This window comes from Desulfuromonas sp., from assembly GCA_002869615.1.
Classification (GTDB): Bacteria; Desulfobacterota; Desulfuromonadia; order Desulfuromonadales; family UBA2294; genus BM707.
Map to the genome: position 1 here is coordinate 1 of PKUH01000103.1, position 13,311 is coordinate 13,311.

Here is a 13,311-nt window from a genome sequence, read left to right on the forward strand (position 1 = left end):
CGAAGGTGCCGCAGACCCCCGACTACATGGTCGGGGTGATCAACCTGCGCGGCAGCGTGGTGCCGGTGATCAACATGCGGTTGAAGTTCGGCATGGAGGGTATTGAAAAGACCCGTGATTCGTGCATCGTCGTGGTCGAGGTCGATGTCGACGGCGAGCCGATTACGGTCGGGGCGCTGGCCGACTCGGTCAAGGAGGTCATGGATATGAACGACAGCCAGATCGAGCCGCCGCCGAAGATCGGGACCAGGCTGAATACCGAGTTCATCAAGGGGATGGGCAACTTCGGCGACAAGTTCGTCATCATCCTCGATATTAACCGGGTGTTCTCGGCCGATGATCTCGAATTCGCCCGGGAGATCAGCGAGGAAACAGAAGAAGCGATCGCTTCATGATGTAATTGTTATTTAATTTGCCTGCAAGAGGAGTCCATTAAGCTCGACCTCCCCAACCGCTCCTTTTGCAGGCAATCTTTTTATAAAAAAACAGTGACAGGTACAACCTGTTTCAGATAACTTGAAGGTAAGAATCGATCCGGCTTTTGTAAAATGTAAGCTGGATTTTATTTTGCTTGTCCAGCGTCTATCCAAGAGGAACCTTTAACCTTTTTTCTTTATTATGGCTGTCGATACCCCCGTCTACATGACCCCCGCCTGTGCCGAGCAGATGCGGGCCGAACTCAAGGATCTGCTCTACGTCAAGCGGCCGGAAACGGTCAAGCGGGTCTCCGATGCCGCCGCCGAGGGGGATCGTTCCGAGAACGCCGAGTATATCTACGGCAAGCGCCACCTGCGCAAGATCGATTCGCGGATCCAGTTTCTGACCAAGCGGATTGAAAATGCCGAGATCGTTGATCCGGTCGAGCAGGGCCGGAATGCCGCCGGCCGGGTGGTGTTCGGGGCGACGGTGACGGTCGAAGATGAAGAGGGCGAAGAGAAGGTCTATTCGATCGTCGGCGAAGATGAATACAACGGCGCCAAAGGTCTGGTCAGCTGGAAATCACCGATCGGCAAGGCGTTGATGAAGAAGGAAGAAGGGGATGTGGTTGTGGTCAAGACCCCGGCCGGGCCCAGGGAGATCGAGATCGTAGCGGTTGAATACAAACCGATAGAAGGGGTCGCGATCACCAGTCATTTTTAGCTTGGATGATAGACGTATTCAGTAGAACCGTCGTCTGATAACACCAGTTGGAGGTTGCAATGAAATTCAATTCAAAATCTTACCAGAGTATTATTCCGGTCTCCGATCTGAAGATTAACCCATGACGGGTTATCAACCAGTTTGATAAATCAAACATGCCGGTCCTTCTCACTAGTCAAAACCGCGGAGTGGCGGTGGTCCAGTCTTTGAGGGGTTTTGAGATCAAGGCCGAACAGGCATCCTTTCTCAAGGCAGTCGTTATGGGGATGATGGACGTTGAACAAGGTCACACCCACAGTCTGGAAGAAGCCAAAGAACGATTCGGACTATAATCTGAAGCTGTTATGCAGCGAGCGCCTGTTAAATATGTCGCCATAGATCTGTCTTTTCCGACTCCGATCGCCTGTCCTGCATTATCTTGTACTGAGCTCGCCGAAGTAGCCTGAAGGGAGTCTATTCGCGCATAAAAAAAGCCCCGACATCCGCCGGGGCTTCCTGCTTTTAACTTAAAACTTACAGCTTACAGCTTAAAACTGATGACTGATCACTGTCAACTGATCTTATTTGCTCTTCTCAATCATATACTCGACCGCTTCTTCGACCTCTTCGTCGGTCAGCTTCATGTTGCCGCCCTTCGGAGGCATTTTACCGATACCTTTGATTGCGTTTTCGACCATGTGGTCCTTACCATCTTTAATATGGCCGGCCCAGACAGCCTTGTCGCCGGTCTTCGGGGCGCCCATGACGCCGGAGTTGTGGCAGGCGCCGCAGCTTTTATTGTAAACCGCTTCGCCTACGTCATCGCTGGCGATGCCGGTACCGGCCAACAGAGTGGCACCGAGGAAGAGGGTGAGGATCATGGTGGTGATAATTGTACGCATGGCAGCTCCTTTATAGTGTGAGTTTATCTTTATAATTTAACAGAATTCTGGTGAATTGCGATACCCGGCATTCAAAGTTTTTAGCTTATCTTTTAAGACTGGAGTATTTAATTCAATGTCACTGATTACTGGAGTTCCTCCCGAACATACCGTTTCACGTATTCCAGGCTCTTCGCGGTGGTTTTGATCAGCCAGAAGACGGCGACTGCGCCGCAGAGCAGGATCAAGAAAAGCAGCTCCGGGAAAATGAACGAAAGCACCAGGGTTAAGGTCGCGATGATGGCCACTCCCCAGTTGCCGCGCCGTTGCAGTTTTTCCTGGAGAGTCTGCGCATCATCAGGAGTGTTGATGCCCATTTTCTGAAAGGATTCGCGTAAACCTTCGTATTCTCTTTCGTACTTGGACGCCATGCGTCCGAATGGATCGTTGAGATTCATGGTTTCATTTCTGTTGAGGTTTGAGTTGATTTCTGCTTATGTCATCAAGCGGAGCAAGGCTAACATATATTACTGAAGGGCTAAATGGAAATGTTGTGGATTTGGTGATGCTTGTCTGAGTCTGCGCCCTGCCAAATGTTATCTACATATTGACTCTACCTTTGCAATTTGCGCTGAAACCCTGTACTTTGGTTGCGTCGTTTTTTTGATGTGATTTGTTAAGCAGGGTTTGGATATGCGAGTAGTTGGAGGGGAAAACGAGATAATTTGATCCGTCTGTGCCGGAGTGTGGCCAGACGGTTTTTGTGTTTATGGATTGTCGTTTGGAATTGTCAAATGTTGAGATCTGACCCCATGTATATTTGCACCGCTCAAGGGTCCGTTCAGGGCGACGGTGCTCTTTACTGCAATTGCATGACCACGAGGGATAACAATGCTTCTAAAACTTCTGCTTTCGCTTCTGTCCGGCATCGGCGGTCACTACCTCAACCGGCGCTGGGACAAGGCGCTCTTTTTCTTCAGCCTGTTCGCGCTCTACCCCGTCGGGGTTTATTTCTTCTTTTACCGGGCGCTGACCGAGGGGAATTATCAAGGGATCGATGCGTTGCAGAGGCATTTCAGTCTGCTGTTCGGCGGCGGAGTCGTCTTGATCTGGCTGGTCAGCCTGCTGGTGACCCGCTACGACGCTGCCAAGGCTAAGAACGGCAACCTGCCGCGCTGGACCTTGACCGGTGTTGTCGGCGCCCTGTTTACCTCGCTTTTGACCGCCGCCTATCTCACCGGCAGCGTCCTGCTGCTGGTCAACAGCTTTAACTTGACAGGGACGTCGGATGAATCGACCACCCAAAACGAGAATAGAGTTTATTCCAGGGATCTTTTTTACAGCCATCTCTACATGGGCGGCAGTTCCGGCAGCAGCTTTAACCATCCTCATCCGCCGACTGGCGATGGTCTGCTCAAGGGGCGCATTACTTTTGATGGCGAACCGGCTGTTGGCGTCCGGCTCAGCCTTGATCTCAATGATCAGTACCGGGCCGGTGACTTGGTGACCGATAGCGACGGATTTTTTTCGGTGCCGTTAAAAACCGGCACCTGGTTTATCAACAGTATCCAGACCAGCAGCTGGTCCGGCAAACCCCCTGAGGGCGACTTTTCTCTCTTTTACGAGGGCCAGGCCAGGCTTGAAGGGGAGACGTTCGACCGCTACGGTCATCTCGCCGGCAGCGGTTACCGGGTCGTCGTGAGCGAAAATGCGGCCAAGCCGCAGGTCGAGATCCGGATCGGCCGGAACATCAGCATGACGTGGCCCGACCAGAATGCTGAAAAGAGCGAAGCAACCCTCGAAGATGTGATCCGCTGGCAGGAACATCCGGATGCCGAGAATTACTATGTGGTGATCAGCCATATGACCCGGGACGGCGATACCACGACCTACTCACCGATTACTGAGCGGCTGCTCCAACAGCACGAATTGCCGCTGGCCGACCTGGCCCATGCACCGACGGACGGTACGTCCGAATACTCGGTGCAGGTCTATGCCTTCGCCGCAGATGGCACCCTGGTCAGCACCTCGTCCGACTCAATGGGGAAGGGGAGCTTTGTTCTTGCCGGCGGGCAGAAGCTGGTCAAGGATGGCCACGGCTTTAAAGCGTCCACCCCGGAAGAGACCGAAGCCTATATCGCCAGGATGAAAGCGGTGGCGCGCAACCGTGTCCTGCTTGATGCGGTCGAGGTGTTGCTGGAAGAGCAGAAGCTGGATCAGGCTGAAACCCTGTTGGCCCTGGTGGATTCTGAGCGTGCAGAGGGGAAAAAGGAATTGTTCCAGGGGGCGGTTTTGGCCTTGCGGGGGGAGTGCGAGCAGGCGGAATTAGCGTTTGCCCGGGCTTTGGAGGTTAATCCGGAGATTTGTGTTCCTGATCCGTATCGGGGAGAGTGTCGGTAATGGGGTTGCTTGGTGTTTTGCTTTTAGCATTATTTGATGAAGTGTTTCCGTTTGCTACCTGAAGATTACGTGTTGAGTGCCAGCACATCGTTAATAGATTTTTGTGCCACGACATCGCTTACACTTAAATGATTTAGCGCATTTTGTAATCAAATTCCTCGACCTGAGTTTTGTCCAGAAAGAGTTTTAGTTTCTGTTCTTTGACATCGATAGTAGCCACCACGTATTCGCGTATTGTCTCCGGCGGGACTGAGAAACGTTCTCCAAAGACATCCAGTTTCAGGTCGCTGCGAATGAGACGCACAACATGATATTTCCCATCTTCGGGTTTTTCCATTGGGTGTTTAGGGGGAGCATTCTCAGCGGGAAATCTCAGTGCGGCATTTGAAGCCGCAAGTGCTTTTAGCGGAGTATCTCCTTTTAGCTTGCTGTAGCGATACTTGCTGTTATGGCGTTGTTCAAATGCGAGAGATCCTGCATGTAGGTCTTCAATGGATGCCATGGTGACTTTGCCGAGGAACCTTTGTTGATAACGTTCATTGAAGTTCTCAACCATTCCGTTCCTCCATGGCTCAGCCATGGGTATGAACCAAGGTTCAACCCCGTTGTGCAAGCAGAGCCTGATCAGAGGCCCCATCCCGCGAGGATGTCTTCGACTGCCAAAAAAGGACAGAGCGTTGTCGACCTGTACTCGATCCGGGATGCCGATGCGTTTCCACGTGGCCCAGAATCCGTCAAGGACGGTTTGGGATGTCATGGATAGCGCAGGATGCAGGCCACATCTGACTGTAGCTGTATCAACAATGTTCAAACTGTAGAAGCGATGCGGCCCCTTTAAGTAACAGGGGCCAACAAAGTCTGCCTGATGAGTCTGATTCGGTCGCTTGGCGGGAAGACTAGGATAGACGGTTCCTTTGGGTTCATAGCGACCGGTCCGGCGATGCGTCAGATCATTCCTGGCGAGAATCCTGTTGATGGTCCTGAGCGATGGCAATGGTGAGACTCCCAGATCTTCCATTTCCCATAAGATTGCTTGTGCACCACAAAACAGGTCCTGGTTGTAAAGATTGAGTCGAACCATCTTAACGACCTCTTCAATTTCGGTAGATGTGCGATTCGAAGTTACAAGAGGACGACGAGAACGATCCTCGAACCATGAGTCGTCGTAGTCGTTAAACCTTTTGATCCACTTGTACAGCCAGACCTTGGATTTGCCGAGCGAGGTACAGATCGACTCAGGACTTTCACCGTTCATAAAACGTCGGACCGCCAGCATCCTGAGTTGCCTGATTTTTTCTTCCATGAACACCTCCAAAATGAGTATGGTGTTCACAGAATGACGTAGTGGCTATTCGATTGTCAGAGAACTTTTGTTAACGATGTGCTGGCACATCTTTTAGTAAGCGATGTCGTGGCACTCAACAAATAGTATTTAATAAATAGCACTAACCTGATTCAGGGGTTTGCCGGTGGCGAACCCCTGAATTTATTACAATACAATTCCAGGGGGGGATTATGCTGACCAATACCGAACGTGCATGGTTGCGGCTTCACCTGACCCGCGGCCTCGGACGATCCGGTCTCTTCAAACTCCATGCACAATTCGAATCGCCGGTGCCGGCATTGTCCGCTGTTGAAGTGAAAGGGACAGCTATCTTTAGTCCGCACCGTGCCAGAATCAATTATCCGGTGGCCGAGGACGATCCCCGGTTTATCGCCGCCTGCGATACCCTCGAGAAATGCCAGGCGCGAATTATCTCCTTCTGGGACGAAGAATATCCTTCCCTGCTCAGAACGATCCATGACCCGCCAGCCCTGATTTATCTGCGTGGTACCCTTGATATTGATCAGGCTGTCGGCGTCGTCGGCTCCCGTCGTGCCTCAACCCAGGGTGAAAGAACGACCTGGATGATCTGTAGTGATCTGGCCCGATCCGGAATCACGATCGTCAGCGGAATGGCCCGCGGTATTGACGGGGTCGCCCATGAAGCAGCGCTTGCCGCCGGCGGCACGACCATCGCTGTTCTCGGTTGCGGGATCGACCGGATCTATCCATACGAAAACCGCAAGCTCTATCAACAGATCCCTGAACAAGGGGCTGTTATCTCGGAATATCCACCCGGCACCAAACCGTTGGCCGGCCATTTTCCTGGTCGTAATCGAATCATCAGCGGCCTCAGCCGGGGAGTCCTGATTGTTGAGGCGGCCGAGGGGAGCGGATCGCTTATTACCGCCGATTTTGCTCTTGACCAGGGGCGGGAAGTCTTCGCGGTGCCGGGCGCCATTCAGAACCCGAACAGCAGGGGTGTTAATCGGCTGCTCAAGGATGGTGCCCACCTCGTGACCGGTGCCAGCGACATCGTTGAAATCGTTCGACCGTCTACGACTATTTCACATCGTCAGGGTCGCCCGGAATCGCCTGAGCTTCTCAATCAAAAGGAGAAGACCATCATTGAACAACTCGGCGACGAACCGGTCCAGGTCGACGATCTGGCCCGGAAAAGTGGGTTGACACCCACAGAGCTTTCCGCTATTTTACTGCAACTTGAGCTCCGGGGAACAGTTTCGCAGCTCCCCGGAATGCGCTACATTGCCGCATTCAGGAGTACCTGAAACGGCCACAATACTGGAGAATCTGTGCGCGAACGGGTCCTTGCAATCGTCACGATACTGGCACGTTACTTCCTTGAGGATCGGGATTTCATGAGCGAATCCGAACTGGTTGAAGAGCTGTTGCTGGTCGGATTTGAAGAGGACGAAATCGACGCTGCATTCAGTTGGATGCAGGGGTTGTCAGACGCCGCAAACGAAGAGAATCAGGAGTTCCGGCCGACCTTGACACAGCGGATCTTCAGTAGCGAAGAGACACAGTTGCTCTCGCCGGAAGCCCGCGGATTCCTGATCAGGTTAAGGGGCCTCGGGCTGCTCGATGACCTGACCCAGGAAGAGATCATCGACCGGGCTTTCCAGATCGGTGAAGAGACCGTTTCGATCAAAGAGATCAAGGTCGTCACCGCCCTGACCATGTTCGCTCGCACCAATGAAGACTGGCGCCGCGAGATCGACTGTCTGCTCGCCGAGGACTGGTCAAGACTGTTTCATTAAACATCAAGGGATGCAGGCTGCGGGACAACTCGCGGCCTTTGCTTTTAACGGTATAAATTATATGTCAAAATCACTGGTCATAGTCGAATCGCCGGCCAAGGCGAAAACCATCGAGAAATTTCTCGGAAAGGGGTATACGGTCAAGGCCTCGTTCGGCCACGTACGGGCCCTGCCGAGCAAGCAGGGGTCGGTTGATATTGACAATGATTTCGAGCCGCTCTACAAAACGCTCCCGGACAGCAAAAAACATCTGACCAGCCTGAAAAAGAGTCTTGCCAAATGTGACGAACTGATCCTGGCAACTGACCCCGACCGTGAAGGAGAAGCGATCGCCTGGCACTTGCTCCAGGCCCTCGGTGTTGACGAAAACGGTGACAAGCCAAAGGTCAAACGGGTTGTTTTTCATGAAATTACCAAAAGCGCCATTGAGCAGGCGATGGCTGAGCCACGTCACGTTGCCGGGGAGCTGGTTGATGCACAGCAGGCGCGCTCGATTCTCGATTATCTGGTCGGCTTCAATCTTTCACCGTTTCTCTGGAAAAAAATCCGGTACGGCCTCTCCGCCGGCCGCGTCCAATCAGTCGCCCTGCGCCTGATCTGCGAGCGGGAGAAAGAGATCAAGGCATTCGTTCCACGCGAGTACTGGTCAATTGAAGCTGATCTCAAAACCGGAAACGATGAAATTTTCAAAGCCAAACTGCACCAGGTTGATGGCAAGAAACTCGACAAGTTTGCCATCGAATCGAAGCAGCAGGCCGATGGTTTATTAAAGGGTCTCGAGGACGCTGTCTATCAGGTCACTTCACTGAAGAAAAGTGAAAAGAAACGAAATCCGGCGGCCCCTTTCACGACCAGTACACTGCAACAGGAAGCGAACCGCAAACTCGGCTTCTCGGCGCGCAAGACCATGAGTGTTGCCCAGAAGCTTTACGAAGGCATCGATATCGGTGAAGGCGAAGTCGGTCTCATCACCTATATGCGTACCGATTCAGTCGCCCTCTCCTCGGTTGCCACAGACGAAGCGAAAGAGCTAATCACCGCAGAATATGGTGCCGAATACGCCATCGACAAACCACGGGTATTTAAAAACAAGGCAAAAAATGCCCAGGAAGCGCATGAGGCGGTTCGACCAACCAGCCTGAAATGGACGCCAAACCAGATCAAGAGCCATCTCTCCTCTGACCAGATCAAACTTTACAAATTGATCTGGGAGCGGACCATGGCCTCACAGATGGCCTCGGCTATTCTTGACGCAACGACCGTTGACCTTTCAGCCGGCGACCGCTTCACCTTCCGCGCAACCGGTCAGATCATCCGCTTCCCCGGCTTCATGAAGCTCTATATTGAAGGGACTGACAATGGCGTCGAGGAAAAGGAAGGGATGCTTCCGCCCCTGGCCGAAGATGAACAGGTCAACTGTGACAAGCTGCACTCGAACCAGCACTTCACCCAGCCACCGCCCCGCTTTACCGAAGCAAGCCTGGTCAAGATTCTCGAGGAGCACGGGATTGGCCGGCCATCAACCTACGCCTCGATCATGAACACGCTGGTCACCCGTAAATATGTGCGCCTGGAGAAAAGAGCTTTTTACACCGAAGATGTCGGGATGACCGTCAGCGACTTGCTGGTCAATCACTTCAGCCAATATGTCGACTACGAATTCACCGCCAAGCTGGAAGAAGACCTCGACGCCATTTCCCTCGGGGACAAGGAATGGCGACCGGTTATCGCCGGCTTCTGGGAACCGTTCCACACCCTTCTTGAGAAGAAAGAGAAAGAAGTTTCCAAGGACGATGTTACCAGTGAAGCGCTCGATCAGGATTGCCCGGAGTGTGGCAAAAAGTTATTGATCAAGCTCGGTCGGCGCGGCAAGTTCATCGCCTGTTCCGGTTTTCCCGACTGCCGCTACACCGCCCCCCTCAAGGATGACAGCAAGGAACCGGAAGAGCCGGTATTCTCCGAAGAGAAATGCGAGAAGTGCGGCTCGCAGATGTTGATTAAAAATGGCCGTTACGGCAAGTTCCTCGCCTGCTCCGGCTATCCCGACTGCAAGAATATTAAGCCGCTGGAAAAACCGAAGAGCACCGGCGTCACCTGCCCCGAATGCAATGAGGGTGAAATCCAGGAAAAGAAGAGCCGCTACGGCAAGATCTTTTACTCCTGCAACCGCTATCCGAAGTGCAAGTATGCGCTCTGGAACGAACCGGTCGAACAGCCCTGCCCGGACTGCGGCCATCCGTTGACCACGAGAAAGGTCACCAAGCGCTACGGCACCCAGCGGGTCTGTCCGATCAAGGAATGCGGGTTCAAGGAACAGTTGCCCGAAGAGGGTGAAGAGTAGATTATGAAGGCCGGGCAATGCCCGGCCTTTTTTATTGGTTCCGTCCCATGGCGGAGCGCCGAGGGGGCATGGATTAAAATCGAATCAGCCGTAAAAACTGTTTGAGGACAGAATTGCCAATAGGCAATGGCGGACGAGTTTTTTTACGGCCGATTTTCATCTGTGACCTCTCGGGTACAGCGGAGAGTTGGGACGCAGCGCTTTTCTGCTTACTCTTTTGGGGCGCTGCCAAAAGAGTAAGGCGTCGTGTGAGGACGCGACCTCACGACCTTGTTCCTGAACAAGCAAGAAAAGTAAGGAGCAGGCCGGGCGATACCGGCGAAACTGAATTTTAAGGCAGAAAAAAGTCAATGACTGATCAAAACCACATCACCATCATCGGCGCCGGTCTCGCCGGCTGCGAAGCCGCCTGGCAGGCTGCCAAATCAGGGCTCGACGTCACCCTTTTTGAGATGAAGCCACACCGCTTCTCCGAGGCGCATCAATCAGAAGCACTCGGTGAGTTGGTCTGCTCCAACTCCCTGCGCGGGGCCGGCCTGCAGAACGCCGTCGGCTGCCTCAAGGAAGAGCTTCGCCGCTGCGGCAGCCTGATCATGGCCGCCGCCGATGCGACAGCGGTTCCGGCCGGTGGCGCCCTGGCGGTCGACCGCGACGCTTTCTCAAACGAATTGACGGCAAGGATCTCCGGTCATCCGAATATCAATCTGATCCGCCAGGAAATTGAGTCGATCCCCGATGACGGTCCGGTTATAATCGCCTCCGGACCCTTGACCTCCGACCAGCTGTCGACTGAAATTGCCGCCTTGACCGGTCAGGAACACCTTTACTTTTACGATGCCATCGCACCGATTGTCGAAATCGACTCGATCGATTTCAATATCGCCTGGCGCGCCTCCCGCTACGGCAAGGGTGGCGATGACTACATTAACTGTCCCTTGAATGAGGAGCAGTATCATCAATTTATTACGGATTTGAAGACGGCCGACACTGTCCCTTACCGGGAGTTCGAGAAAGGGCTCCACTTCGAAGGATGCATGCCGATCGAAATCATGGCCGAGCGGGGAGAACAGACCCTCGCCTTCGGACCGATGAAGCCGGTCGGTCTGCCCGATCCCCGGACCGGTCGGGAGCCGTACGCGGTCGTGCAGCTGCGGATGGAGAATAAAGAGGGCACCCTATACAACCTTGTCGGTTTCCAGACCAAGCTGACCTACCCGGAGCAGCGCCGGATTTTCCGGACTATCCCCGGCCTTGGGCAGGTCGAATTTGCCCGGCTCGGCAGCATGCACCGCAATACGTTCATCAATGCCCCGACCTGCCTCAACCGGCTCCAACAGTTAAAGAGCAACACCCGGATCATGTTCGCCGGTAAGATCACCGGCGTCGAAGGGTATGTCGAATCGGCGGCATCCGGCTATCTTGCCGGTTTGACCGTGTCCCGTCTACAACAGGACCAGCCGGTTATTCCACCGCCGCCGACAACCGCACTCGGCGCCCTGCTGACCCACCTGACCGATGCTGATCCGGAAAATTTCCAGCCGATGAACGTCAACTACGGCCTCTTCCCGCGTATGCCGGGTCGTAAAAAGGGGAAACGTTCCGAACGCCGCCTCGCCATGGCCGAACGGGCCTTGGCGGAGCTCAACGAATGGTGGGAAAGGATCAAAACCTAAAAGATTATTTCGCCACGAAGACACGAAGTGTACCAGGAAGACCCTGGACACAGCCTCTCTCAACGCAAAGGCGCAATGACGCTAAGAAAAGCTAAGGGCCAAGCACCAATGCGTAATTTCCAAAAAGATAAAACTTCACTTCAATTTATTTATGGTTCACTTCAAACCAATTCTTTTGTTTTCTTTGCGCCTTGGCGTCTTTGCGTTAGATTAAGGTGTTGACTTTCTTAGTGTACTTGGTGCCTTCGTGGCAAAGCAGGTGTTGGAGTATTTCCCATGTCAGAAAAACCACAAATCGTTCTCGCTTCCGGTTCACCGCGGCGCAAGCAGATGCTGGAAAACCTCGGCATCGAATTCACCGTTATCCCGAGTTCAGCCGCGGAAGATGAAATACCGGATGAAACCCCGGAAGATCATGTCGTCCGCCTCAGCATCGACAAGGCAAAAGAGGTCGCCGAGCGCCCGGATGTCCCCGGGCGCTGGTTCATCGGCAGCGACACCATCGTCCTGCAGGAAGGAAGAATACTCGGCAAACCGGCCGGCAAGGAAGACGCCGCTGCCATGCTCCGGTCGCTCTCCGGAAGCGAACACCGGGTTCTCTCCGGTTATGCGATCATAGATCGTGAACAACAGGAAATTGTTGCTGATGCCGTTTCGACCATGGTCCGCTTCCGCGAGTTGACAGAATCCGAAATAGCAGGTTACATTGCCTCCGGAGAACCGATGGACAAGGCTGGCGCCTACGCCATCCAGGGCAAAGGGGGTGTCTTCGTCGAATCGATAGAGGGGAGCTACAACAACGTTGTCGGCATGCCGCTCTGCCAGGTGATCGAGGTTCTGAAACGGATGGGAGCAGTCAGGCTTTTCGAATAATAATTCCATTTTTTTGCCAATAAGACACGAAGAGTACCAAGGAGAACAAGATCAAAAGCAAAAGCACTTAACGGAGAGCCGCTAAGACGATTCAAAACCCCAATATTTTGGTCTTGACCTTAACCCAAAATATTTTTTGACTTTCTCTGCGGCTCTGCGTCTCTGCGTTAAAATAGATTTTGACCTTCCTGGTGCCCTTGGTCCCTTCGTGGCAAAAAGGTTTTATGAATGAATATCAAATCCAATATCGCTGAAATCAGAAAATCGATCGACACCGTTTGCGCCCGTTGCGGCCGCAATCCGGACGCGGTCAGACTGGTCGCCGTCTCCAAAACCAAACCGGCGGCGATGATCAATGAAGCGGCGGCCGCCGGCCAGACCCTGTTCGGTGAAAGTTATGTCCAGGACTTTCTCGACAAGGCCGACGATGTGACCGCCGATATCGAATGGCATTTCATCGGTGGACTGCAGTCAAACAAGGTCAAGTACCTGTGCGGGAAGGTAGCGATGATCCACTCGGTCGATCGTCTTTCCCTGGCCAGAGAGATCAACAAGCAATGGCAGAAAATTGATCAGCCGATTGACATTCTGATCCAGGTCAACATCGGCAAAGAAGAGAGCAAGTCAGGAACGACGGCCGATGAGCTGACCAGTCTCGTCCGCCAGGTTTCCGAACTGCCGATGTTGCGGGTTCGTGGCCTGATGACCCTGCCGCCATGGTTCGAAGAACCCGAGCAGGTTCGCCCCTATTTCCGGCAGCTCAGGGAACTGGGCGAAACCGTCGAGGAGCTCAACCTGCCGAACGTTGAAATGCGCGAGCTTTCGATGGGGATGAGCCATGACTATGAAGTCGCAATCGAGGAAGGGGCGACCATGATCCGGATCGGCACCGCGATCTTCGGCGCCCGCGACTGAAGCC

General features: G+C 53.4%; 12 protein-coding genes and 1 pseudogene. 10 read left to right on the plus strand and 3 right to left on the minus strand.

Features of this window, described 5'->3' with window-relative positions; all coding sequences use genetic code 11:
• From C0623_10980 to C0623_10990, 3 genes and pseudogenes are all read left to right on the plus strand, one after another.
• Positions 1–395 (plus strand): chemotaxis protein CheW (locus C0623_10980; GenBank protein PLX98861.1); only part of this gene is annotated, 395 nt, incomplete at its 5' end.
• Positions 396–642: 247 nt separating this feature from the next.
• Positions 643–1,140, plus strand: a complete 498-nt coding sequence (locus tag C0623_10985) for a transcription elongation factor GreB (protein ID PLX98881.1) — start codon at positions 643–645, stop codon at positions 1,138–1,140.
• 59 nt (positions 1,141–1,199) lie between these two features.
• Positions 1,200–1,472, plus strand: a pseudogene (locus C0623_10990) (prevent-host-death family protein).
• Between the two features lie 228 nt (positions 1,473–1,700).
• On the opposite strand, the gene C0623_10995 reads toward C0623_10990, so the two are convergent.
• Together C0623_10995 and C0623_11000 are read right to left on the minus strand one after the other, a co-directional pair.
• Entirely contained in the window at positions 1,701–2,000 is a 300-nt protein-coding gene (locus C0623_10995; protein PLX98882.1) for a cytochrome c5 family protein, read from the minus strand.
• Between the two features lie 146 nt (positions 2,001–2,146).
• Positions 2,147–2,458, minus strand: coding sequence for a hypothetical protein (locus tag C0623_11000; GenBank protein PLX98862.1), 312 nt, complete (start codon positions 2,456–2,458; stop codon positions 2,147–2,149).
• A gap of 433 nt (positions 2,459–2,891) precedes the next feature.
• Here C0623_11000 and C0623_11005 point away from each other — a divergent pair, with 433 nt between their 5' ends.
• Complete coding sequence (locus C0623_11005; GenBank protein PLX98863.1) at positions 2,892–4,400, plus strand: hypothetical protein; 1,509 nt, start codon at positions 2,892–2,894, stop codon at positions 4,398–4,400.
• Positions 4,401–4,533: 133 nt separating this feature from the next.
• On the opposite strand, the gene C0623_11010 is transcribed toward C0623_11005, so the two are convergent.
• Entirely contained in the window at positions 4,534–5,703 is a 1,170-nt protein-coding gene (locus C0623_11010; protein PLX98864.1) for an IS481 family transposase ISGme9, read from the minus strand.
• 212 nt (positions 5,704–5,915) lie between these two features.
• Here C0623_11010 and dprA point away from each other — a divergent pair, with 212 nt between their 5' ends.
• From dprA to C0623_11040, 6 genes are all read left to right on the plus strand, one after another.
• The gene (dprA, locus tag C0623_11015; protein PLX98865.1) at positions 5,916–7,013 is read left to right on the plus strand and encodes a DNA-protecting protein DprA; all 1,098 of its coding nucleotides are present in this window, start codon (positions 5,916–5,918) and stop codon (positions 7,011–7,013) included.
• A gap of 24 nt (positions 7,014–7,037) precedes the next feature.
• Positions 7,038–7,505, plus strand: coding sequence for a hypothetical protein (locus tag C0623_11020; GenBank protein PLX98866.1), 468 nt, complete (start codon positions 7,038–7,040; stop codon positions 7,503–7,505).
• 61 nt (positions 7,506–7,566) lie between these two features.
• Positions 7,567–9,846, plus strand: a complete 2,280-nt coding sequence (locus C0623_11025) for a type I DNA topoisomerase (GenBank protein PLX98883.1) — start codon at positions 7,567–7,569, stop codon at positions 9,844–9,846.
• 350 nt (positions 9,847–10,196) lie between these two features.
• Positions 10,197–11,519 carry a methylenetetrahydrofolate--tRNA-(uracil(54)-C(5))-methyltransferase (FADH(2)-oxidizing) TrmFO gene (locus C0623_11030; protein PLX98867.1) on the plus strand — a complete coding sequence of 441 codons (1,323 nt, stop codon included), beginning with the start codon at positions 10,197–10,199 and terminating at the stop codon, positions 11,517–11,519.
• A gap of 276 nt (positions 11,520–11,795) precedes the next feature.
• The gene (locus C0623_11035) at positions 11,796–12,392 is read left to right on the plus strand and encodes a septum formation inhibitor Maf (protein PLX98868.1); all 597 of its coding nucleotides are present in this window, start codon (positions 11,796–11,798) and stop codon (positions 12,390–12,392) included.
• Positions 12,393–12,620: 228 nt separating this feature from the next.
• Positions 12,621–13,307, plus strand: a complete 687-nt coding sequence (locus C0623_11040) for a YggS family pyridoxal phosphate-dependent enzyme (GenBank protein ID PLX98869.1) — start codon at positions 12,621–12,623, stop codon at positions 13,305–13,307.
• Positions 13,308–13,311: the final 4 nt, after the last annotated feature.

Excerpts from the sequence above, each read along its gene's own strand:
- C0623_10985 (PLX98881.1), top strand. The coding sequence starts at position 643 with ATGACCCCCGCCTGTGCCGAGCAGATGCGGGCCGAACTCAAGGATCTG.
- C0623_10995 (PLX98882.1), bottom strand. The coding sequence starts at position 2,000 with ATGATCCTCACCCTCTTCCTCGGTGCCACTCTGTTGGCCGGTACCGGC.
- C0623_11000 (PLX98862.1), bottom strand. The coding sequence starts at position 2,458 with ATGAATCTCAACGATCCATTCGGACGCATGGCGTCCAAGTACGAAAGA.
- C0623_11005 (PLX98863.1), top strand. The coding sequence starts at position 2,892 with ATGCTTCTAAAACTTCTGCTTTCGCTTCTGTCCGGCATCGGCGGTCAC.
- C0623_11010 (PLX98864.1), bottom strand. The coding sequence starts at position 5,703 with ATGGAAGAAAAAATCAGGCAACTCAGGATGCTGGCGGTCCGACGTTTT.
- dprA (PLX98865.1), top strand. The coding sequence starts at position 5,916 with ATGCTGACCAATACCGAACGTGCATGGTTGCGGCTTCACCTGACCCGC.
- C0623_11025 (PLX98883.1), top strand. The coding sequence starts at position 7,567 with ATGTCAAAATCACTGGTCATAGTCGAATCGCCGGCCAAGGCGAAAACC.
- C0623_11030 (PLX98867.1), top strand. The coding sequence starts at position 10,197 with ATGACTGATCAAAACCACATCACCATCATCGGCGCCGGTCTCGCCGGC.
- C0623_11035 (PLX98868.1), top strand. The coding sequence starts at position 11,796 with ATGTCAGAAAAACCACAAATCGTTCTCGCTTCCGGTTCACCGCGGCGC.
- C0623_11040 (PLX98869.1), top strand. The coding sequence starts at position 12,621 with ATGAATATCAAATCCAATATCGCTGAAATCAGAAAATCGATCGACACC.